This window comes from Labedella gwakjiensis (assembly GCF_003014675.1).
GTDB classification, from domain to species: domain Bacteria; phylum Actinomycetota; class Actinomycetes; order Actinomycetales; family Microbacteriaceae; genus Labedella; species Labedella gwakjiensis.
Window position 1 is genome coordinate 465,606 of record NZ_PYAU01000001.1, and the last position, 20,671, is coordinate 486,276.

The 20,671-nt window shown below is 69.0% G+C and carries 19 protein-coding genes and 1 tRNA gene; 7 read left to right on the forward strand and 13 right to left on the reverse strand.

Translation table 11 applies throughout. From position 1 onward, the window contains the following. Positions 1–42: 42 nt before the first annotated feature. Positions 43–133, reverse strand: a tRNA-Ser gene (locus tag CLV49_RS02145). A 99-nt stretch (positions 134–232) separates the two neighbouring features. Here CLV49_RS02145 and radA point away from each other — a divergent pair. After that, a complete protein-coding gene (radA, locus tag CLV49_RS02150) occupies positions 233–1,585 on the forward strand; it encodes a DNA repair protein RadA (RefSeq protein WP_106562065.1) in 1,353 nt (450 codons plus the stop codon). Positions 1,586–1,824: 239 nt separating this feature from the next. Beyond that, positions 1,825–2,574 (forward strand): GTP pyrophosphokinase, encoded by a 750-nt coding sequence (locus CLV49_RS02155; RefSeq protein WP_243696770.1) that lies wholly within the window; start codon positions 1,825–1,827, stop codon positions 2,572–2,574. Positions 2,575–2,596: 22 nt separating this feature from the next. Here CLV49_RS02155 and CLV49_RS02160 read toward each other — a convergent pair whose 3' ends face one another. Both CLV49_RS02160 and CLV49_RS02165 read right to left on the reverse strand, forming a co-directional pair. Continuing rightward, the gene (locus tag CLV49_RS02160) at positions 2,597–3,019 is read right to left on the reverse strand and encodes a dehydrogenase (RefSeq protein ID WP_106562067.1); all 423 of its coding nucleotides are present in this window, start codon (positions 3,017–3,019) and stop codon (positions 2,597–2,599) included. Between the two features lie 55 nt (positions 3,020–3,074). Continuing rightward, on the reverse strand, positions 3,075–3,710 hold the full coding sequence (locus CLV49_RS02165; protein ID WP_106562068.1) for a hypothetical protein: 636 nt from the start codon (positions 3,708–3,710) through the stop codon (positions 3,075–3,077). A gap of 198 nt (positions 3,711–3,908) precedes the next feature. On the opposite strand from CLV49_RS02165, the gene msrB reads away from it, so the two are divergent. Continuing rightward, positions 3,909–4,394, forward strand: a complete 486-nt coding sequence (gene msrB / locus CLV49_RS02170) for a peptide-methionine (R)-S-oxide reductase MsrB (protein ID WP_106562069.1) — start codon at positions 3,909–3,911, stop codon at positions 4,392–4,394. Beyond that, entirely contained in the window at positions 4,391–4,909 is a 519-nt protein-coding gene (gene msrA, locus CLV49_RS02175) for a peptide-methionine (S)-S-oxide reductase MsrA (protein WP_106562070.1), read from the forward strand. Before msrB ends, msrA begins: the two co-directional genes overlap by 4 nt. A 72-nt stretch (positions 4,910–4,981) precedes the next feature. On the opposite strand, the gene CLV49_RS02180 is transcribed toward msrA, so the two are convergent. Both CLV49_RS02180 and CLV49_RS02185 read right to left on the reverse strand, forming a co-directional pair. After that, positions 4,982–5,554, reverse strand: a complete 573-nt coding sequence (locus CLV49_RS02180; protein ID WP_106562071.1) for an amino-acid N-acetyltransferase — start codon at positions 5,552–5,554, stop codon at positions 4,982–4,984. A 188-nt stretch (positions 5,555–5,742) separates the two neighbouring features. Continuing rightward, positions 5,743–8,262 (reverse strand): ATP-dependent Clp protease ATP-binding subunit, encoded by a 2,520-nt coding sequence (locus CLV49_RS02185; protein WP_106562072.1) that lies wholly within the window; start codon positions 8,260–8,262, stop codon positions 5,743–5,745. A gap of 192 nt (positions 8,263–8,454) precedes the next feature. Here CLV49_RS02185 and CLV49_RS02190 point away from each other — a divergent pair, with 192 nt between their 5' ends. Both CLV49_RS02190 and CLV49_RS02195 read left to right on the forward strand, forming a co-directional pair. Beyond that, entirely contained in the window at positions 8,455–9,084 is a 630-nt protein-coding gene (locus CLV49_RS02190; RefSeq protein ID WP_127054512.1) for a hypothetical protein, read from the forward strand. Beyond that, the gene (locus CLV49_RS02195; protein WP_106562074.1) at positions 9,084–9,308 is read left to right on the forward strand and encodes a helix-turn-helix domain-containing protein; all 225 of its coding nucleotides are present in this window, start codon (positions 9,084–9,086) and stop codon (positions 9,306–9,308) included. The genes CLV49_RS02190 and CLV49_RS02195 overlap by 1 nt, the downstream gene beginning before the upstream one ends. A 62-nt stretch (positions 9,309–9,370) precedes the next feature. Here CLV49_RS02195 and CLV49_RS02200 read toward each other — a convergent pair whose 3' ends face one another. From CLV49_RS02200 to CLV49_RS18500, 5 genes are all read right to left on the reverse strand, one after another. Further along, on the reverse strand, positions 9,371–10,105 hold the full coding sequence (locus tag CLV49_RS02200; RefSeq protein ID WP_243696759.1) for a ZIP family metal transporter: 735 nt from the start codon (positions 10,103–10,105) through the stop codon (positions 9,371–9,373). Between the two features lie 61 nt (positions 10,106–10,166). Continuing rightward, a complete protein-coding gene (gene cls, locus CLV49_RS02205; protein WP_106562075.1) occupies positions 10,167–11,627 on the reverse strand; it encodes a cardiolipin synthase in 1,461 nt (486 codons plus the stop codon). A gap of 68 nt (positions 11,628–11,695) precedes the next feature. After that, on the reverse strand, positions 11,696–11,887 hold the full coding sequence (locus CLV49_RS02210) for a hypothetical protein (protein WP_243696760.1): 192 nt from the start codon (positions 11,885–11,887) through the stop codon (positions 11,696–11,698). 31 nt (positions 11,888–11,918) lie between these two features. Continuing rightward, positions 11,919–13,475: a lysine--tRNA ligase gene (gene lysS / locus CLV49_RS02215; RefSeq protein ID WP_106562076.1), complete on the reverse strand. Its 1,557-nt coding sequence runs from the start codon at positions 13,473–13,475 to the stop codon at positions 11,919–11,921. 85 nt (positions 13,476–13,560) lie between these two features. Beyond that, positions 13,561–13,878 (reverse strand): hypothetical protein, encoded by a 318-nt coding sequence (locus tag CLV49_RS18500; RefSeq protein ID WP_243696761.1) that lies wholly within the window; start codon positions 13,876–13,878, stop codon positions 13,561–13,563. Positions 13,879–13,936: 58 nt separating this feature from the next. Here CLV49_RS18500 and CLV49_RS02225 point away from each other — a divergent pair, with 58 nt between their 5' ends. Continuing rightward, positions 13,937–14,575 carry a 4'-phosphopantetheinyl transferase family protein gene (locus CLV49_RS02225; RefSeq protein ID WP_106562077.1) on the forward strand — a complete coding sequence of 213 codons (639 nt, stop codon included), beginning with the start codon at positions 13,937–13,939 and terminating at the stop codon, positions 14,573–14,575. Here CLV49_RS02225 and CLV49_RS02230 read toward each other — a convergent pair. From CLV49_RS02230 to CLV49_RS02240, 3 genes are read right to left on the reverse strand one after another with little or no spacing between them, the layout of a single operon-like run. Then, positions 14,506–15,903, reverse strand: coding sequence for a M1 family metallopeptidase (locus tag CLV49_RS02230; RefSeq protein ID WP_106562078.1), 1,398 nt, complete (start codon positions 15,901–15,903; stop codon positions 14,506–14,508). The genes CLV49_RS02225 and CLV49_RS02230 overlap by 70 nt on opposite strands. Next, positions 15,900–19,916: a Pls/PosA family non-ribosomal peptide synthetase gene (locus CLV49_RS02235; protein WP_106562079.1), complete on the reverse strand. Its 4,017-nt coding sequence runs from the start codon at positions 19,914–19,916 to the stop codon at positions 15,900–15,902. Before CLV49_RS02235 ends, CLV49_RS02230 begins: the two co-directional genes overlap by 4 nt. Beyond that, positions 19,906–20,571: a hypothetical protein gene (locus tag CLV49_RS02240; protein ID WP_106562080.1), complete on the reverse strand. Its 666-nt coding sequence runs from the start codon at positions 20,569–20,571 to the stop codon at positions 19,906–19,908. The genes CLV49_RS02235 and CLV49_RS02240 overlap by 11 nt, the downstream gene beginning before the upstream one ends. Between the last annotated feature and the right edge of the window lie 100 nt (positions 20,572–20,671).

Genomic DNA, 20,671 nt, shown 5'->3' on the forward strand with positions numbered 1-20,671 from the left:
CCGGCCGCTCCGCGCGACGCGGGACTGCCGGGGACCTCCTGGTGGCGGTGACGGTGGGATTTGAACCCACGGTAGGGGTTTGCCCTACACAACTTTTCGAGAGTTGCACCTTCGGCCGCTCGGACACGTCACCGCCGTCGAGTGTAGCCGAGCACCGGCGTCGGCGCGAATCGAGGCACCGTTCGCGAGCCGCGCGTCCGCCGGTGTCGGAGGGGGTCGTTACGCTCGAACCATGCCCAAGAACTCGAGTGCCTTCCAGTGCAGCGAATGCGGTTGGCAGGCGGCCAAATGGGCTGGCCGGTGCCCCGAATGCCAGCAGTGGGGCACCGTCGTCGAGGCAGGAACGGCGTCGGGTATCGTCACGCGCATCCGCCCCTCCGTCGTCGCGGACGACCGCGTTGCGCGGCGCATCACCGACATCGGAACGGTCGACGTGGAGCGCTGGTCGTGCGGCATCAGCGAGTTCGACCGCGTGCTCGGCGGCGGCGTCGTGCCAGGCGCGGCCGTGCTGCTCTCGGGCGAGCCTGGCGTGGGCAAGTCCACTCTCCTTCTGGAGGTCGCAGCCCGAGCGGCCCGCGAGGGTCGACGCGTCCTCTATGTGAGCGCAGAGGAATCCGTCGGGCAGGTGCGTCTGCGCGCCCAGCGCACCAACGCCCTGAGCGACAACCTCTACCTCGCGGCGGAGACCGACCTCGCCACGGTCCTCGGCCAGGTGGAGGCGGTCTCTCCCGACCTCCTCATCGTCGACTCCGTCCAGACCGTCGCGAGCGCCACGATCGACGGGCTCGCCGGACAGCCCAGCCAGGTCCGCGAGGTGGCGTCTGCGCTCATGCGTCTCGCGAAGGAACGCAACCTCCCCCTCGTGCTCGTCGGCCACGTCACGAAGGACGGCTCCATCGCAGGCCCCCGAGTGCTCGAGCACCTCGTCGACGTGGTGTGCCACTTCGAGGGCGACCGCCACACGGCGCTCCGCTTCATCCGCGCCCTCAAGAACCGCTTCGGCCCCACCGACGAGGTCGGCTGCTTCGAGATGACGGGCGACGGCATCGCGCAGGTCGCCGATCCGAGCAAGCTCTTCCTCAGCCGTACGGGACCAGTGTCCGGCACATGCATCACCGTCTCGATGGAGGGCAAACGCGCCATCCCCGTCGAGATCCAGGCCCTCGTCATCAAGACGTCAGCACCCAACCCTCGTCGCGTGGTGAACGGCGTCGACGCCTCACGCGTCGCCATGCTCCTCGCGGTGCTCGAACGCCGCTGCTCCGTGAAGCTCTCCGAGCACGACGTCTACGTCTCCACCGTGGGAGGGGTGCGGCTCACGGAGCCCGCGGCCGACCTCGCCATCGCCATCGCGATCGCCTCCGCTGCCTCCACGGCCGAGTGGCCCATTCCGGAGACGCTCGCCGCCTACGGGGAGATCTCCCTCGCCGGCGAGGTGAGGCCCGTCACCGCCGCACCGCACCGCGCCTCGGAGGCACGACGCCTCGGCTATCGGACGCTCGTCGACTCCTCGGTCGGATCGCTGCGCACCGCGCTCAACCTGGCCCGGTCCTCCGCCGGCCCCGTCGTCGCGCCCGAGTTCTGATCCCCCCGATGGACAACCCCGTCGCACGGGCGCTCGCCCTCGCGCCTCCGCTCTCCCGCTTCACATCCCCGGCGGCTCGATTCACCGAACCAATAGGTAGCGGTCGTAGGCTCGAGGACGTGACCGACTCGTCCTCAACGCCGACCACGGGCCAGAACCCGACCGTGAACCCCGACCCGCGCTCCGCGGACGAGCAGGCGACGCGCGCACCGGGGTCGCTCGCCCCCCTCAGCACGAGCATCGATCCCGCCTCCATCGCGGAGGCGAAGCGGCTCCGCACCGAGTTCACGCGCTTCATGATGCAGTACCAGTTCGCGATCGACGAGGTGCTCACGAAGATCTCGATCCTGCAGGACGAGTTCACCCACCTGCATTCCTACAACCCGATCGAGCACGTGAACTCGCGCGTGAAGAGCCCCGAGAGCATCATCGACAAGGTGGCGCGCAAGGGCTGCGACCCGTCGTTCGAGGCGATCCGGTCGACCATCACCGACATCGCCGGCGTGCGCATCACGTGCAGCTTCATCGCCGACACCTACCGGGTGCTCGAGATGCTCACGGCGCAGAGCGACATCACCGTCCGTGAGATCAAGGACTACATCGCCGAGCCGAAGGCCAACGGCTACAAGAGCCTGCACGCCATCATCGAGATCCCCGTCTTCATGTCGAACGGTGTGGTGCCGGTGCTCGTCGAGCTACAGATCCGCACGATCGCGATGGACTTCTGGGCGAGCCTCGAGCACAAGATCTACTACAAGTACAGCGGAGAGGTGCCCGGCCACCTCGTCTCCACCCTCACGGGGACCGCGCAGATCGCCTCGGAGCTCGACCGTCGGATGGAGCACCTGCACGCCGAGGTGCGTGCGCTCGACTCGGAGACCGACCCGTGGGGAGACGACTCCCCCACCGCTCCGGAGCCGCCCCTGCCTGAGGCCATCGTGACGCAGCTGCAGGAACTGCGCCGCCGCGGCGGCACCCAGCAGGTCTAGCCGTTCAGGACGTCGGAGCGGTCTATTCCGCGCTCGTCGCCGGTTCCGCGCCGCCCTCGAGGGCGAGCACACGGAGCAGCTCGTCCGGCGTCGCCTGCATCGCATGCGGGCCGGCGATGTCGAAGAACACCGTCTCGATGTCGTCGCCGTAGGTGCGCAGGAACGCGGCGAGCCACTCGCCGTCGTACAGCCCGACGAACGGGGGCAGCGCCGCCGGCTTGTTCGTCGCGTTCGAGAACAGCAGGAGCGCGAGACGGGCCGTCTCGGGCTGCCGGTACATCCACACGTCAGGGGTCGCCGTGGGCTTGTCGCGGTCGATGGCGGACGCAAGAGGCACGACCACGGGGTGATGCCGCAGCGCGAACGCGACGGCCGCCATGTCCTGCTTCTCGAGCGCCTCGGCGAGGACCGGGGACGAGAAATCGGGCTTCTTCTTCTTCGCCATGCGTCCAGTCTGTCAGTCCGCGCGGCGAGCCCGCCGCCTGCACGGGCCCGAGGCGTCAGTACAGCAGGAACTGCGCCGAGTCCTCGGACTCGATCCCCGCGACCGTCGTGTTCAGGTGGTACGACGCGCCCCCGGCCGGGACGGCGGGACGTTCACCCTCGCACGTATCCGTCGCCGAGCGGGTACGATCCCAGGCGATCGCGGGGTTCGACGTGATCGTGGTCTGCGGCTCGAGCAGCGTCACGGCGTTCGTCGGCTCGGTCTGACAATCGGTCGAGGTCCAGTACGTCTCCTGGCCGCTCGTGATCGTGAAGACCTGCTGACTCGTGCCCACGTCGATCGTGCACGGCACGGACCCCGTGTTCGTGAGGGAGAGCGAGAGCTGCGGGAGCTCACCGGCCTGGTAGGTGCTCTTGTCCGTCTTCGCCTCGACGGTCACCGTGTCGGCCGTGCAGGCGGGGTCCCCGTCGGAAGCCGTGGCCGATGGAGAGGGCGTGACGGCCGCGTCGCTCGTGCCCGCCGAGGCGGATGGAGACGCGCTCGGTTCCTGTGATCGTCCCGACGACGATCCGGGCTGGATGATCAGGAGAGCGATGACGGCGATGATCGCGAGCAATCCCAGGAGGACGACGAGACGGCGACGGCGGTAGACAGCCTTCGACGGTCGTTCCGGCCTCTCGTTCGTCGACATGGGGCCAGGATAAATCGCCGACCCGCCCGCGGCCGGGCGGCACGCGGGCGGAACCGGGCAATCGTCGCACTTCCGCTCCTTCACAGCCGTGTCCCAGCTTCGGAGGAACAGCTCGGAGCCACCATCCGTTGCACCGAGTGACGCCGAACTTCCGGTGTCGCCGAGCACCGCAGCCAGCGGTGCCGAGAAGGAGGACTCGTGGCACAGGAGTACCGCAAGACGCCAGAGGCGCTCGCCCGCCTCACACCCACCCAGTACCGGGTGACGCAGGAGGAGGGCACGGAGCCCGCCTTCCGCAACCAGTACTGGGACGCGCACGATGAGGGACTGTACGTCGACGTCGTGTCCGGCCAGCCGCTCTTCAGCTCGCGCGACAAGTACGACAGCCGCTCGGGATGGCCGAGCTTCACACGCCCCATCGCGCAGGACGCCGTCACCGAGAAGGTCGACCGGCAGCTGTTCATGAAGCGGGTCGAGATCCGCTCGTCGGGAGCCGACAGCCACCTGGGCCACGTCTTCGACGACGGCCCCCGCGAGGCTGGAGGCCTGCGCTACTGCATGAACTCCGCCGCGCTGCGTTTCGTCCCCGTCGACGAGCTCGACGCACAGGGATACGGTGAGTATCGCTCGCTGTTCGAGACCACGGGGACGCCTGAGTCGTCCCAGAAGGAGGACGCATCATGACCACCGAGACCGCAATCCTCGCGGGAGGCTGCTTCTGGGGAATGCAGGAGCTCATCCGCAGCCGTCCGGGCGTCGTGTCGACGCGCGTCGGTTACGCGGGCGACGACAGCACCCCGAACGCGACCTACCGCGCACACGGCGACCACGCCGAGGCCATCGAGATCGTCTTCGACCCGTCGGTCACGTCGTTCCGTGAGCAGTTGGAGTTCTTCTTCCAGGTGCACGACCCCACCACGAAGGACCGTCAGGGCAACGACCGCGGCCGCGGTTATCGCTCGGCAATCTTCCCGCAGAGCGACGAGCAGGAGAAGACCGCGCTCGACACGATCGCCGACGTCAACGCTTCGGGGATATGGCCGGGACCGGTCGTCACCGAGGTGTACCGGATCCGCGACTTCTGGGAGGCCGAGCCGGAGCACCAGGACTACCTCCAGGTGTATCCGAACGGCTACACGTGCCACTTCGTGCGCCCCGGATGGAAGCTTCCGAAGCGCGACAGCCAGCCGGTCGGCTGATCCGACACCAGCACCACCACAGAGCGCCCCGCTCGATCCCCTTCGGATCGGGCGGGGCGCTTCGTCGTGCGGTCAGTCGGCGGACGAAGCCTCGGCGGACGGAGCCTCAGCACCCGATGCGGCGGTCGCCGGTGCCGGGTCGAGGAGCTTGAGCATGCGGGTGTTCCCGAGAGTGTTGGGCTTCACGCGCGCGAGCTCGAGGAACTCGGCGACGCCCTCGTCGCTGGAGCGGACGAGTTCCGCGTACACCTCGGGCGGCACAACGGTCTCGCCGATGGGGCGGAAACCGTGTCCCTCGAAGAAATCGACCTCGAAGGTGAGGCAGAAGAGGCGTTTGAGACCGAGCGACGTCGCGGCGTTCTGCAGCTCCTCGAGGATCGCGTGGCCGACGCCGTGGTGCAGCCAGTCGGCCGAGACCGCGAGGGTGCGCACCTCGCCGAGGTCCTCCCACAGCGTGTGGAGCGCGCCGCAACCCACGAGGATCCCGTCGGGGCCTTCGGCCACCTGGAACTCCTGGATCGACTCGTAGTACGCCACCCGCTCCTTGCCGATGAGGATGCGTCGCTGCACGTACGGCGCGACGAGCTGCTCGATCGCGGGGACGTCGGAGGCGCGGGCACGGCGGACGGTGAACGGTGAACCCATCCCCCCACCATAGATCGCCCTCCCCCATCCCCCTCCCGCCGCCCCACCTCACCCCAAAAAGATTTCGATACAGCGCGAAAACTCGTGCTGTATCGCGATCTTTTTGGGGTGAGAGGAGGGGTGGGAATGGCGGAACGCCCCTCGACCGTGTGGTCGAGGGGCGTTCCGGGTGGTGCGAGTGGGACGGGCTAGATCGCGAGGTCCGGGGTCTGCGGTCCCGTGCCGAGCGAGCGGGTCGCGTTGATTCCCGCGCCGACGGCCTCACCGCGGGACGAGGTCGTGAAGACGAACTCCGTCCCGATGAAGTCGACGTGCACGTGATCGCCGGGGTTGAGCTCGCCGTGCAGGATCTTCTCCGACAGACGGTCCTCGACCTCGTTCTGGATCGCGCGACGCAGGGGGCGGGCACCGAGGGCCGGGTCGAACCCGACCTCGATGAGGCGCTCCTTGGCGGCGAGCGTGAGCTCCACCGTCATGTCGCGGTCGAGCAGACGGTCGGACAGTCGCTTCACGAACAGGTCAACGATCTGCAGCAGCTCGGGCTTGCTGAGCTGCGGGAACACGATCGTGTCGTCGACACGGTTGAGGAACTCGGGCTTGAAGTGCTTCTTGAGCTCCTCGTTGACCTTGCCCTTCATGATGTCGTACGTCGTGGACGAGTCGCCCTCGACCTGGAAGCCCACCGGGCCACCGGCGATGCCCTTCGAACCGAGGTTCGTGGTCATGATGATGACGGTGTTCTTGAAGTCGATGACACGGCCCTGGCCGTCGGTGAGACGACCCTCCTCGAGCACCTGCAGCAGCGAGTTGAAGATGTCCGGGTGGGCCTTCTCGATCTCGTCGAACAGCACGACGCTGAACGGCTTGCGACGGACCTTCTCCGTGAGCTGGCCGCCCTCTTCGAAGCCGACGAATCCGGGAGGGGCACCGAAGAGGCGCGAGACGGTGTGCTTCTCGCCGTACTCCGACATGTCGAGCGAGATCATCGCGTTCTCGTCGTCGAAGAGGAACTCGGCGAGCGCCTTCGCGAGCTCGGTCTTACCGACACCCGTGGGGCCGGCGAAGATGAACGAGCCCGAGGGACGCTTCGGGTCCTTGAGACCGGCACGCGTGCGACGGATCGTGCGGGAGAGGGCCGCGATGGCCTCCTCCTGACCGATGACGCGCTGGTGCAGGGCCTTCTCCATGAAGACGAGTCGCGAGGACTCCTCCTCCGTGAGCTTGAACACGGGGATGCCGGTGGCCTGCGCCAGCACCTCGGCGATGAGACCCTCGTCGACGGTCGCGGTGGTCTTGACCTCTCCGCTCCTCCACTGCTTCTCGAGGCGGAGACGCTCGCCGAGGAGGTTCTTCTCCTCGTCGCGCAGGCTCGCGGCCTTCTCGAAGTCCTGGTCCTCGATCGCGGTCTCCTTCGCGGCACGCACGACGGAGATCTTCTCGTCGAACTCGCGCAGCTCGGGCGGGCTCGAGAGGATCGACAGACGCAGGCGTGCGCCGGCCTCGTCGATCAGGTCGATGGCCTTGTCCGGGAGGAAGCGGTCGGAGATGTAGCGGTCGGCGAGGTTCGCCGCCGCGACGATCGCGCCGTCCGTGATCGAGACCTTGTGGTGCGCCTCGTAGCGATCGCGCAGCCCCTTGAGGATGTTGATCGCGTGGGGCAGGCTCGGCTCGGCCACCTGGATGGGCTGGAAGCGACGCTCGAGGGCCGCGTCCTTCTCGAAGTGCTTGCGGTACTCGTCGAGCGTGGTGGCGCCGACGGTCTGCAGCTCGCCACGGGCGAGGAGCGGCTTGAGGATCGACGCGGCGTCGATCGCGCCCTCGGCGGCACCCGCACCCACGAGGGTGTGGATCTCGTCGATGAAGACGATGATGTCGCCGCGGGTGCGGATCTCCTTCGTGACCTTCTTGAGGCGCTCCTCGAAGTCACCGCGGTAGCGGCTTCCGGCGATGAGCGACCCGAGGTCGAGCGAGTAGAGCTGCTTGTCCTTGAGCGTCTCGGGCACCTCGCCCTTGACGATGGCCTGGGCCAGCCCTTCGACGACAGCGGTCTTGCCGACGCCGGGCTCACCGATGAGGACGGGGTTGTTCTTCGAGCGGCGCGACAGGATCTGCATCACGCGCTCGATCTCCTTCTCGCGCCCGATGACCGGGTCGAGCTTGTTGTCGCGCGCGGCCTGCGTGAGGTTGCGACCGAACTGGTCGAGGATCTGCGATCCCCCCTGAGCCTGCTGCTCGCTCGCGTTGCCGCCGACGGCTGCAGCCTCCTTGCCCTGGTAGCCCGAGAGCAACTGGATGACCTGCTGGCGCACCTTGTTGAGGTCGGCGCCGAGCTTGACGAGCACCTGAGCGGCGACGCCCTCGCCCTCACGGATGAGGCCGAGGAGGATGTGCTCGGTGCCGATGTAGTTGTGGCCGAGCTGAAGCGCCTCACGGAGGCTCAGCTCGAGGACCTTCTTCGCGCGCGGCGTGAAGGGGATGTGACCGGTGGGCTGCTGCTGACCGGTACCGATGATGTCGGTGACCTGCTCGCGCACGGAGTCGAGGGAGATGCCCATCGACTCGAGCGCCTTCGCAGCGACACCCTCACCCTCGTGGATCAGACCGAGGAGGATGTGCTCGGTGCCGATGTAGTTGTGGTTGAGCATCTTGGCCTCTTCTTGGGCCAGAACGACGACACGACGAGCTCGGTCGGTGAATCTCTCAAACATCAGGGCTCCTTCCGGCGCGTGGGCAAGGTTCGCGCCGATATAGAGAGAGTAACGGCGGTGCGCTGCGGATAATCCGTTGTTCGCCGTGGGCGCATCATGCGGATGGTCGGTGACCGTCGGACTTGCATTTCATATCGACCATCGATAACTTATCGATATTCGTTGTTATCGATCATCGTGAAGGATGTCGTCATGAAGCTCCGCACCACCGTCCGCACCACGATCCTCGATCGGTCCGACGTCTTCGTCCTGTGGCTCTTCGCCGTCCTGGCAGCCCTCGTCGGCGTCCTGTCTCTCATCAGCGTCGTACCCGCGATCGTCGACCTCTTCGGCGACGACATCCCGGTGACGTTGTCGGCGGCGATGACCGTGCCGACCGATGCAGCGACCGGTTCGGCGACGATCCTCTCCGGCACCTTCGACCGTGCCGACCTCGTCGTCTCGGGTATCGACGTCGGACCGCGGGTGGCCCTCGCCGGATCCATGGCCGCGACAGCCGTCATGACGGCCGTGGTCGCCGCGAGCATCGTCGCGATGTGCCGCGCGGTCCTGCTCGGGCGCCCGTTCGTGCGCAGCGCGACGTGGCTCGTCGCGACGGCGAGCATCACCCTCATCGCCGGCAGCCTCATCGGCGCGGGGCTCGACACGGTCGCGATGTTCTCGATCGTCACCGCTCTCAACCCCGACCCCATGGACGCGGTCTTCCCGTTCATGAGCGAATACGACTTCGCTCCCCTCCTCATCGGTCTCGTCCTCGCCGTCGTGGCCACCGCGTTCCAGCTCGGCCAGAAGATGCAGCGCGACACCGAGGGGCTCGTCTGATGCCGCCGGTCGACGACGGCCCCACCGGGGTCCACTGCCGGCTCGACGAGCTCCTCACCGAGCGCGGACTCTCCCTCACCGAACTCAGCAAGCGGGTGGGCGTGAGCATCGTGAACCTCTCGGTCCTGAAGAACGACAGGGCCCGCGCGATCCGCTTCTCGACCCTCGTCGCGATCTGCGAGGCCCTCGAGTGCGAGATCGGCGACCTGCTCGTCCGCTCCTGACTCGCGCTCGCCTCAAGGTGTAGCGCTCGGTGACGAGACCGGAGAAGAAAGGCGGCGGGGCGTCAGGAGACGGCGTGGATCGCGAAGCTCGCGAAGAAGCCCAGCACCGCGAGGAGACCCGTGAAGGCCTTCGTATCGCGGAACGCCTCGGGGATCATCGTGTCGCAGATCATCGCGAGGATGGCGCCGGCCGCGACCGCCGTCACGAACGACGTCGCCTCGACCGGCGCACCGTCGAGGAGGAGGTAGCCGGCGAGCGACGACAGCGCGCACGCCACGGCGATCCCGATCCACAGGCTGAAGACGAAACGAGCTGGCCGGCCGCTCTTCTTGAGCTCGGCGGTGGACGCGAGTCCCTCCGGCAGGTTCGAGATGATGACGGCCGCGAGCACCGGGATGCTGAGGCCCGAACCGGCCGCCATGCTGAGACCGAGCACCGCCGTCTCGGGCACACCGTCGAGAAGCGCCCCGACGGCGATGCCTGTACCGGTACCGGGGCTCTCCCCCGAACCTCTGCGGTTGCGGGCATCCCGCCAGTCGAGTAGGAGGTTGAGGCCGACGTACACGATCGCGCCGGAGAGGAAACCGGCCATGGTCGGCAGGAACCCGCCGGACTCCTCCGCTTCCTGGACGAGGTCGAACGCGAGTGCCGAGATGAGGACACCCGAGCCGAACGCCATCACACCGGCCACCACATGTCCGGGCACCCGCACGAACCACGCGATGACCGCGCCGACGACGAGCGCACCGCCTGCCAGCAGTCCGGCACCGGCCGCCCCGAAGATCTGTCCGTCCACGGGCCCATCTTGCCTCGTCGCCGCCACCGCCCTCCCGCCTTGCGGGACAACGCAGAGAGGGCTACTGCAGAGCGGAGGTGAGGCGCGCCAGATTGTCGAGAACGGTGGAGCGGAGCGGCTGCTGGAGCCATTCGTCGAGGGTGAGCTCTCGGCTGACCTCGCGATACTCGTCCTCGATGTTGCGCATGTCGTCGACGAACGACGTGCCGCGGACGAGCATCGACACCTCGAGGTTGAGACCGAAGGAGCGCATGTCCATGTTGCTCGAGCCGATGACGGCCACGTCGTCGTCGATCGTGAAGAACTTGGAGTGAAGGATGTACGGCGCCGGGTAGAGGAAGATCCGCACGCCCGCACGGAGGAGCTGCTCGTAGTAGCTGCGCTGGGCGTGATAGACGAGCGCCTGGTCGCCGATCTCCGAGACGAACAGATCCACGGGCACGCCCCGGAGCACGGCTGTGGTGACCGCATACAGGAGCGATTCGTCCGGCACGAAGTACGGGCTCGTGATGACGATGCGCTTCTGCGCCCCGTAGAGCAGCCCGAGGAAGAGACGCAGGTTGTTCTCACCCTCGAAGCCCGGCCCGCTCGGCACGATCTGGCAGGCGAGGTCGCCGAGGTCGGGCGTCGGATCCACCACGTCGATCTCGGTCAGGAGGTTCTCGCCGGTCTCGCTGTACCAGTCGGTGAGGAAGATGGCCTCCATCTCGCCCACGACGGGGCCCTCCACGCGCGCGACGAGCTCCTTCCATTTGAGCCCGCGGCGGGTGTTGGCCCTCGTGTTGTAGCTGCGGTCGATGATGTTCTGCGAGCCCAGGAAGCCCACACGACCGTCGACGATGAGGATCTTGCGGTGATTGCGCAGGTCGGGCCGCTGGAACTTGCCCTTGAGCGGCTGCAGCGGCAGCATGAGCTCCCAGCGCACGCCGATCGAATCGAGCTTGGCGATCGTGCGCCGGTACCCGGTGCGACGCAGGCTCGCCCAGTGGTCGAGCAGCAGATGCACGGTGAGCCCGCGGTCGACCGCTCGCTCCATCGCGTCGAAGATCGGCGCGGTCGCCGAGTCGTAAGAGATGATGTACGACTCGACGTAGACGTACGACGTGGCGGCGTCGATCTCGTCGGCCATCGCGATGAGCGTGTCGTTGTAGTCGCTCATGAGCCGGGCCTCGTTGCCGCTCAGGATGGGCATCGCACCGAGCCGCTCGTTGAGGTGAACGAGGGATTCCAGCCACGCGGGCCCGGAGAACTCGAGGTCCTGCTTCGGCAGGTTGTCCACGGCCCGTTCGATGGCGGTGTTGACGCTGTCCTGGATCTTGCGCCGCTTGCGCGGCAGCTTCGGGTTCCCGATCAGGAGGAAGAGCAGGATCCCGAGATAAGGGATGAAGAAGACGGCGAGCAACCACGCCATCCCCGCCGTCGGCTTGCGATTGCGCGGAATGATGACGATCGCTATCGCGCGGACCACGAGGTCGATCGCGATACCGATCCAGACCAGCCAGAGGGTGAGGGTCTCGTTCATGCTCTCCCCGGCCCTGAGGCGGCGGAGCCGTCAGACGGCGTCCGTTTCGTGTGCGGCGGGCGGGTGCCTCAGGCGGTGGTGGTGGGCTTGGGCGGCAGACCGCGGCGAGCGCGTTCCTCCGCTTCGAGCTCGGAGTACGCGCGGCGCTCGTTGCGGTCGACGCGGATCACGGAGCGCATCACGACGTAGAAGATGATGCCGAGCACGATGGTCGGGAAGAGCGACCACGCGGCGTTGAGCCAGAAATTCTCGATCATCATGATGCGAACAGTCTACGTCAGCGCACCCGGTCTACGCCTGGGTGTCCTTCACGAGCGGGAAGAGGATCGTCTCGCGGATGCCGAGCCCGGTGAGAGCCATGAGGAGGCGGTCCACTCCCATCCCCATGCCTCCCGTCGGCGGCATTCCGTGCTCGAGGGCGCGGAGGAATTCCTCATCGAGACGCATCGCCTCGACGTCGCCCTGAGCGGCGAGCGTCGCCTGAGCGACGAAGCGCTCGCGCTGGATCACAGGGTCGACGAGCTCCGAATAGCCGGTCGCGAGTTCGAAGCCGCGGATGTAGAGGTCCCATTTCTCCACGACGCCGGGGATGGACCGGTGCTCGCGTACGAGCGGGCTCGTGTCGAGGGGGAAGTCCATGACGAACGTGGGTCGGACGAGACCGCCCTTCACGAAGTGCTCCCACAGCTCCTCCACGTACTTGCCGTGGATCGGGTGCGGCACCTCGACGCCTTCGCGTTCGGCGAGCGCCGCGAGTTCCTCGATCGGCGTCTCGGGCGTGATCCGGACACCGGCCGCTTCGGAGAGACTCTCGAACATCGAGATGCGGTCCCACTCGCCGCCGAGGTCGTACTCGGTGCCGTCGGCCCACGTCACGACGTGACTCCCGGAGACGGCGAGCGCCGCGTCCTGGATGAGGGTCTGGGTGAGGTCGGCGATCGACGAGTAGTCTCCGTACGCCTCATAGGCCTCGAGCATCGCGAACTCGGGGCTGTGGGTGGAGTCGGCACCCTCGTTGCGGAAGTTGCGGTTGATCTCGAAGACGCGGTCGATGCCGCCGACGACGGCGCGCTTGAGGTAGAGCTCCGGCGCGATCCGCAGGAAGAGCTCGGTGTCGAAGGCGTTCGAGTGCGTGACGAAGGGCCGCGCCGACGCGCCGCCGTGCATCACCTGGAGCATCGGCGTCTCGACCTCGAGGAAGTCTCGGGCGGCGAACGTGGCGCGGAGGCTCGCGACGGCCTTGGAGCGCGTCACGACGTTCACCCGTGCCTGCTCGCGCGAGATGAGGTCGAGGTAGCGCGAGCGCACCCGCGTCTCCTCCGAGAGCTCGTTGTGCAGGTTGGGGAGCGGCTGGATCGCCTTCGACGCGATACGCCACTCCGTGACCATGATCGACAGTTCGCCGCGACGGCTGGCCGCGGCCTCTCCGGAGACGAAGACGTGGTCGCCGAGGTCGACGAGCTCCTTCCACGCGGAAAGGCTCTCCTCGCCGACGACAGCCAGGCTCACCATGGCCTGGATGCGTGTGCCGTCGCCGGACTGCAGGCTCGCGAAGCACAGCTTGCCGGTGTTGCGGAGGTGCACGACGCGGCCCGCGACGGCGACGGTGTCGCCCGAGGCCTCGTCGGGGGCGAGGTGCCCGTAGGCCTCGCGGACCTCGCGGATCGTGTGGGTGACGGGCACCGAGACGGGGTAGGCGCCGCCCGCGGCGTCCGTCGCCTCGTCGATCAGGCGCTGCCGCTTCGCGAGGCGCACGGCCTTCTGTTCGGTGATCTCCTGCTCGGTCGGCTCCGCCGGAGCGGTCGAGGGGGCGGACGAGGACCCGGGGGCCTGGGGCTGGTCGGACATTGTGCGGAGAACTCCTCTGACGGCTCCGTCCAGCTTATGGGACGTGCGCGAGTCGACTTGCGCGAGTCGTCCGACGCCGGTCGACTCAGGCGACGTAGAAGGTGCGCGATCGACTCGCGTCGATTCCGTCGACCGTCGCGGCGATGGTGACTTTGACGGACCCGCTGTGGCCGCTATCGAGCGCGCCGCCCGTCTCCCCGTCGACGGTGCTCACGCGGACGAGCTCCACGTGCGGCTCGCCCATGAGGGACGCCTGGCCGGCGGCGATGACGGCGTCGAGCCCGCCGTCAGCTGCAGAGGCCGCGGCCTCGAGAGCGTGGGTGAGGATGACGCGGTGACGCTCCGTCCGGGTGCGGGAGGCGGCTGTCGCCGCGAGGGCTGGGGTCGGGTCGGTGGTGCTCATTCCCTGATGGTAGTCGTCGCGCACCTCCCCCTCGTGCGGTGCATGGCACGATGTGGAGGTGGATCGGGACTGCACAGCGAGCAGCGCGCGGGACATCACCGCTCGTTTCGACGCAGACGCCCCCTTCGTCGTGCTGCTCCGTCACTCCGGAGATGCGCTCCGCTCAGCCGAGGAACGGCGCGCCGACGGACGGCGGCTCGTCATCGAGGCGGCGGCGGCCCTTCTCGGCATCGATCCGTCCGAGGTCACGGTCACCGCTCGCTGCGCTCACTGCGGCGGCGATCATGGGCGCCCGCTCGTCTCGATCGACGGGCGGCCGGGTGCGCTCGACGCGAGCGTCTCGCACGCCGACGGGGCGACCGTCGCCGCCGTCGCCGATCGTGTCGTGGGAATCGACCTCGAACCGATCGCCGGCGGTTCCGACCGGTTCGTGGCGATCCGCGCCGTGTCCGGACCGTGGGCGGCCGAGGTCGCAGACGGCGCTGACGCGCTCAGGGCGTGGACGACGGTCGAGGCCGTCGTCAAGGCCGACGGCCGTGGCCTCGAGATCGACCCGCGTCGCGTCCGTCTCGCGGGACGGCCGGGCGAGCTCGGAACGACGGCGTCGATCGATGGCGCCGGTCCGCTCTACGCGGTGTCCTCCGCCGTCGTCGACGGATGTGTCGTCACGCTCGCACTCGGCGATGCCGTGGGGTAGGGCGGCAGCGCCGTCGCGTCGAGCCAGGCATCGAGGAGGCGGTCGAGCGCCACGACCGCGACGCCGGGAACGGCGGAGCACGCACGGGATACGAGGTCGCGGAAGTCCGCCGTCGTCACGACGTCGTGACGGTGTTCGCCCACCCACCGGCGCACGATGTCGAAGAACAGCTCGTCCCCCACAGCGAGTCGTAGGGCGTGGAGCGTCAACGCGCCCCTCTTGTAGACACGGTCGTCGAACATGTCGCGGGCGCCCGGGTCGCTCAAGACGATGTCGGACGCCGAACCCGCCAGCCGGGCGTAGTGCTCGCGCGCGAGCACGTCGGCCGACGCGCCTCCCGAGGCCTCCGACCACACCCATTCGGCGTAGCAGGCGAAGCCCTCATTGAGCCAGATGTGCCGCCACTCGGCCACACCCACGGCGTTGCCGAACCACTGGTGGGCGAGTTCGTGGGCGACGAGTCGCTCCCACTCCCCCGTCCCCGTGAGGTGGTTCGAGCCGAAGATGGCGAGGGACTGCGCCTCGAGCGGGATCTCCAGAACGTCCTCCGTCACGACGACGGCGTATCCCGTGAAGGGGTACGGACCGAAGGCCCGCTGGAAGACCGCCATCATCCGCGGCACGTCGACGAGATCGGCCAGCACGCTGCGGCGGATCGACGCGGGGAACACGATGCGTCCGGGAACACCGTCCCAGTCGGCCTCCACCACCGAGTATCGGCCGATCTGAACGGTGGCCAGGTAGGTCGCCGTCGGTTCGTCCTGCTCGAAGAGCCACGTCGCACGGCCGGAGCGCACGGTGCGGCTCACGAGGCGACCGTTGCAGACCACCGTGTACGGCGCCTCCGTGGTCAGCTGGATGGAGTACGTCGCCTTGTCGGACGGCACGTCGTTGCAGGGGAACCACGTCGACGCGCCGCTCGGCTGCGACGCGACGATGACACCGTCGGCGAGCTCCTCCCACCCGACGGGACCCCATGTGCTCGATCGCGGGCGCGGTGCGCCGGCGTATTCGATCGTGACGCGGAAACGCGTCCCCGCCTCGATGAGGCGCTGCGGTGTCACCGTGAGCTTGTGCGCCGACTGGCTGTGGTTCGCCGCACGCGCGCCGTCGATGCGCACGGCGGACGCGGACAGCCGCGACAGGTCGAGGGTGAAGCGCGCGAGGTCCGACGTGGCGAGCACGTCGAGTCGCGCGATACCGCTCAGTCGGTTGGTGGCGAGCCTGTAGTCGAGCTCGAGCTCGTAGCGCTCGACGGTGAGCCCTGCGTTCCCGTTCTTCGGGACGTACGGGTCGGATCCTGCGGGCGTCGTCTTCCCCGTGATCATCGGGTCGCCGGCGCCGCGTGGTAGTCGCCGACCACGACGTCGCGCCACGGTCCGATCGGGTTCCCGCTCCAGCGTCCGCCGTCCGGAACCGTCTCTCCCCGCATGACGAGCGACGACGGCCCGATCGTCGAGTGATCTCCCACGATCGCGGCGGGGAGCGCCACGCTGTGGGGTCCGAGCGTGGCTCCGGCACCGAGGGTCACATGGTCCATGCTCATGATTCGATCATGGAACAGGTGCGTTTGCACGACGCATCCCCTGTTGACGGTCGATCCGTCGCCGAGTGTGACGAGGTCGGCCTCCGGCAACCAGTAGCTCTCGCACCACACTCCGCGGCCGATCCGCGCACCGAGGGAACGGAGCCAGGTGACGAGCGCCGGCGTTCCAGCCGCTCCGTTCGCGAACCAGGGGGCCGCTGCCATCTCCGTGAAGGTGTCGGCGAGCTCGCTCCGCCAGATGAACGACGACCACAGGGGGTGCTCACCCGCGCGGATCCGGCCGACGAGGGTCCACTTCGCGGCACTCGTCAGGGCGGCGGCCACGGCTCCGGCCGCGATCATGACGGCGCCGCCGAGCACGAGGGCCGGGACGAGGCCGATCATCTCGATCAGGAGAGCCAGCGTCCAGAGCACGAGCAGCCCGATGGCCACCGTCGCGATCACCGGCACGATACGCGCCAGCTCCCAGAAGGCTCGAGCCGCCCGGAGCCGCGCCGGCGGCGAGAAGGTCAGCGCGTCGTCGACGTCTGCCGGTGTGCGTCGGAGACGCACCGTCGGCGATCCGAGCCAGGACGAGCCTGCCTTCGACTTGCGGGGAGCGACGGACAGCACGGCGACGAGGCTGTCGCGGTGGATCCGCCGGCCGCCGGCCACCATGCCCGAGTTGCCGAGGAAGGATCGGCGACCGATCTCGACCCGACCGATGCTCACGTACCCGCCGCCCAGCTCGTACGAGGCCACGAGGGTGTCGTCCGCGAGGAACGCGCCGTCTCTGATCGTCGTCATGCGAGGGATGAGCAGGACGGTCGACGCTTCGACATCGCGGCCGACCTCCGCTCCGAGCAGACGCAGCCACACGGGGGTGAAGAGGCTCGAGTACAGCGGGAAGAGGATCGTGCGGGAGAGGTCGAGAAGCCGCTCCGTCGCCCAGACCTGCCAGCCCTGACGGCTCCGCACCGGATACACGCCCTCCGAGAGCCCGAGACCGAGCGCTCGGGTGACCAGGACGATGAGGGTCGCGAGGACGAGTCCGGCCACGATGGTCGCGGGAACCACGAGGAGCAGGGCGCGGAGCCCCGCCTCGGCGATCGACGATGCTCCGTCGATCGCGGGGAGGAGGACGGCTCCCCCGGCCACGAGCGCGACGGACGGGAGGAGGGCGAGGAGCGAGCTCGACGTCGCATACACCCACCACCAGCCACGGCCGCGCGGAGGGGGCGACTCGGGCCACCATCGCCGTGCGCGTCCCACGCGGACGGCGGGCGATCCCGCCCACCGCTGGCCGGCCCGAACGCGGCCGAACACGGCGGACGCCGGCTCGATCTGGGCGTCGCGACCGATCCGGGTGCCGGGGAGCAGCGCGCTCCGCGCTCCGATGACACTCCCGGCGCCGATGCGCACGGCCCCGACGCGGAGGATGTCGCCGTCGATCCAGTAGCCCGAGAGATCGACCTCGGGCTCCACCGAAGCTCCCTCCCCGATCGTCAGCATGCCCGTGAGGGGAGGCAGGGAGTGAAGGGTCACGTCTCGCGCGATGCGGGCTCCGAGGAGCCGTCCATACGCGACGACGAACGGAGCGCCCGACAGTCCGACGCCTCCGAGGGCGTGCGCGATCGCCTCGGTCGTCCAGATCCGGCGATGCACCGACCCTCCGCGCGGATAGTCTCCCGGCCGGACGCCGGCGAGGAGCGTCCGCGCGGCCAGCACCGTGAGCAGCATCCGTCCGATCGGTGTGACGAAGAGGATCACGAGGACCGCCACGACCCAGGTGTCGGCGCGCGGGAGAGGGCCGGCCAGCCCGAGGCGTCCCAGCACCCAGCCGATCGCGAGGAGGGCGGAGAGCCAGCGCGCCGCGGCGAGCGACGCGACGGGCAGGCTCACAACGGTCTGGAAGACGCCCATCGCCCGCGGCGTCGGTTCCACGCGGTGGAAGTCGGTGGGACGCCCGCGTCCGCGGTCCTCGTCGTCGCGTTCGTCGAGAGCCTCGGCCATGGCGCCGAGCCGAGGCAGGGCGTAGACGTCGGCGACGGTGAACTCCGGGTCGCGCGAGCGCACGCGCGTCACGAGCTGTGCCGCGGCGAGCGACCCGCCTCCGAGGTCGAAGAAATTGGCCTCGGCCGAGGGGACGGGCACGCCGAGCACGGCCGTCCAGTCCTGGGCGAGCAGGCGCATCCCCTCGGGAAGCGCGTCCGATGCGGCCTCCTCGACGGGGAGCGGCCAGGGCAGCGCGGCCTTGTCGACCTTGCCGGAGGTGCGGGTCGGCAGCTCATCGACGAGCGCGAGCACGGGGACGAGGGCGGCGGGGAGTTCGGCCCGAAGCGAGGCGATCGCCGCCGCGCGGTCGAAGGCAGAGCGGTCCGGAACGGCCAGATAACCGACGAGCACGGGAGAGCCTGAGGAGGAGGAACGGACGGCCGCAGCGGCCCCTGCGACTCCGGGCAGCGACTGGAGCGACGCCTCGATCTCTCCGAGCTCGATGCGTCGACCGCCGACCTTCACCTGGTCGTCGACGCGCCCCTGGAACACGAGTCCCTCGACCTCGAAGCGCACGAGGTCTCCGCTCCGGTAGGCGCGATCCCAACCGAGGGTCGGAGCCGGTGCGTACTTCTCGGCGTCCTTCGCCGCGTCGAGGTAGCGCCCGAGGCCGACTCCGCCGATCACGAGTTCGCCCACCTCGCCCTCGACGACGCGGTTGCCGTCGGCGTCCACGACGGCGAGGTCCCAGCCGTCGAGGGGCAGACCGATGCGCACCGGACCCGGGCCTCCGAGGGGCGCGGCGCACGCGACGACCGTCGCCTCCGTCGGGCCGTAGGTGTTCCAGACCTCGCGCCCGTCGACGGCGAGCCTCTCCGCGAGTTCGGGCGGGCACGCTTCGCCGCCGAAGATGAGCAGCCGCACGTTCTCGAGTGACTCTGCCGGCCACAGCGCGGCGAGCGTCGGAACGGTCGAGACGATCGTCACGCCGCGCGCGACGAGCCAGGGTCCGAGGTCCACGCCGCTGCGCACGAGCGAGCGGGGCGCGGGCACGAGGCAGGCGCCGTGCGCCCACGCGAGCCACATCTCCTCGCACGAGGCGTCGAACGCGACCGAGAGTCCCGCGAGCACGCGGTCGTCCGGTCCGATCGGCTCCTCGGAGAGGAAGATGCGGGCCTCCGCGTCGACGAAGGCCGCGGCCGAGCGGTGGCTCACCGCGACGCCCTTCGGCACTCCCGTCGATCCTGAGGTGAAGATGATCCACGCGTCGTCGGACGGACGCGGAGGCGCCACGACGGCGAGCGCCGCCGTGTCGGTGACGGGGTGGTCGTCGACCGGCAGGACCTCCGGCGTCTCCATGCCGTCGGCGCGCCCTGCTGCCCGCGGGACGAAGACTCCCTCTCCCTCGAGGATGCCGACGACGTCGGCCTCGCCGAACACGAGGGTCGCGCGCTCCTCCGGGTCGTCCGCGTCGACGGGAACGTACGCTGCCCCGGCCACGAGGACGCCGAGGATCGCGATGTACAGCTGTCGCCGGCCCGACTGCATGCGGATCCCGACTCGGTCTCCGCGGCGGACGCCGGCATCCGAGAGCACCGCGGCGACGCGGATCGCGTGCGCGAGCAGCTCGCGGTAGCTCAGGGAGACGGCGCCGTCGTCGAGTGCCGACGCGTCGGGGAACCGGGCGGCCGAGTCGCGCAGGATGTCGACGAGCGTCCGCGGGTCGGGGGCGAGGGCGGCACGTGACAGAGCGGCGAGCTGTGCGGAGGATGGATCCGTACCCGGTACCGACGGGCCGGGCGATGACGGTTCAGACGTCACGCGGGGCCTCGGGGAAGAGGTCCAGGAGTTCTTGCTTCCGCTTGCGCGACAGGGAGGTGAATCCGCGCGACCGGGCGAAGGATCGCAGGCGGGCGACCGTCCACGTCGCGTTGGGCACCGGACCGGTCGGGGCGGTCGCCTCCGCGAGGGACTCGACGGCAGCCTCCGTCACGGCGAGGCGGCGCGCCCTCTCGGCCGCTGCACGCGCGACGGCGGCGGCCTCCTCGCGTGCCGCCTTCTCGGCGCGAGCCCGCTCGGCCTTCTCGCGTGCCTTCCGCTCCGCTTTCTCGGCCTTCGCCCTCTGCTTGGCCTTCTTCTCGGCCTTCTCGGCCTTCGCGCGCTCCTTGGCCTTCTTCTCGGCCTTCTCAGCCTTCGCGCGCTCCTCGGCCTTCTTCTCGGCCTTCGCAGCCTTCGCCTTCTCCTTGGCCTTCCGCTCGGCCTTCTCAGCCTTCGCGCGCTCCTCGGCCTTCGTGGCGGCCTTCGCAGCCTTCGCCTTCTCCTTGGCCTTGCGCGCTGCCTTCTCCAAGCGGTCGTCCTCGGCGGCGGCCCGCTCGGCCTCGGCGATCACCGCTCGTGTGACGGCTTTGCGCTCCGCCTTGTCCTCGGCGGTCTTCTTCTTCGTCGATGTCTTCGCGGACGCGTCGTTCTTCGCCATCCGTCTCCCTCTCGGTCAGGGCATCGATCGGCGTCGGGATGAGGCGCGACCGTCCTGCCGGTCGGGGGCAGGTGGCCACACGATATCGAGGGAAGGTAAA

What these genes read in the sequence shown, in the direction of transcription:
- radA (WP_106562065.1), top strand. Translation starts at nt 233, where the DNA reads ATGCCCAAGAACTCGAGTGCCTTCCAGTGCAGCGAATGCGGTTGGCAG.
- CLV49_RS02160 (WP_106562067.1), bottom strand. Translation starts at nt 3,019, where the DNA reads ATGGCGAAGAAGAAGAAGCCCGATTTCTCGTCCCCGGTCCTCGCCGAG.
- CLV49_RS02165 (WP_106562068.1), bottom strand. Translation starts at nt 3,710, where the DNA reads ATGTCGACGAACGAGAGGCCGGAACGACCGTCGAAGGCTGTCTACCGC.
- msrA (WP_106562070.1), top strand. Translation starts at nt 4,391, where the DNA reads ATGACCACCGAGACCGCAATCCTCGCGGGAGGCTGCTTCTGGGGAATG.
- CLV49_RS02180 (WP_106562071.1), bottom strand. Translation starts at nt 5,554, where the DNA reads ATGGGTTCACCGTTCACCGTCCGCCGTGCCCGCGCCTCCGACGTCCCC.
- CLV49_RS02185 (WP_106562072.1), bottom strand. Translation starts at nt 8,262, where the DNA reads ATGTTTGAGAGATTCACCGACCGAGCTCGTCGTGTCGTCGTTCTGGCC.
- CLV49_RS02190 (WP_127054512.1), top strand. Translation starts at nt 8,455, where the DNA reads ATGAAGCTCCGCACCACCGTCCGCACCACGATCCTCGATCGGTCCGAC.
- CLV49_RS02195 (WP_106562074.1), top strand. Translation starts at nt 9,084, where the DNA reads ATGCCGCCGGTCGACGACGGCCCCACCGGGGTCCACTGCCGGCTCGAC.
- cls (WP_106562075.1), bottom strand. Translation starts at nt 11,627, where the DNA reads ATGAACGAGACCCTCACCCTCTGGCTGGTCTGGATCGGTATCGCGATC.
- CLV49_RS02210 (WP_243696760.1), bottom strand. Translation starts at nt 11,887, where the DNA reads ATGATGATCGAGAATTTCTGGCTCAACGCCGCGTGGTCGCTCTTCCCG.
- lysS (WP_106562076.1), bottom strand. Translation starts at nt 13,475, where the DNA reads ATGTCCGACCAGCCCCAGGCCCCCGGGTCCTCGTCCGCCCCCTCGACC.
- CLV49_RS18500 (WP_243696761.1), bottom strand. Translation starts at nt 13,878, where the DNA reads ATGAGCACCACCGACCCGACCCCAGCCCTCGCGGCGACAGCCGCCTCC.
- CLV49_RS02230 (WP_106562078.1), bottom strand. Translation starts at nt 15,903, where the DNA reads ATGATCACGGGGAAGACGACGCCCGCAGGATCCGACCCGTACGTCCCG.
- CLV49_RS02240 (WP_106562080.1), bottom strand. Translation starts at nt 20,571, where the DNA reads ATGGCGAAGAACGACGCGTCCGCGAAGACATCGACGAAGAAGAAGACC.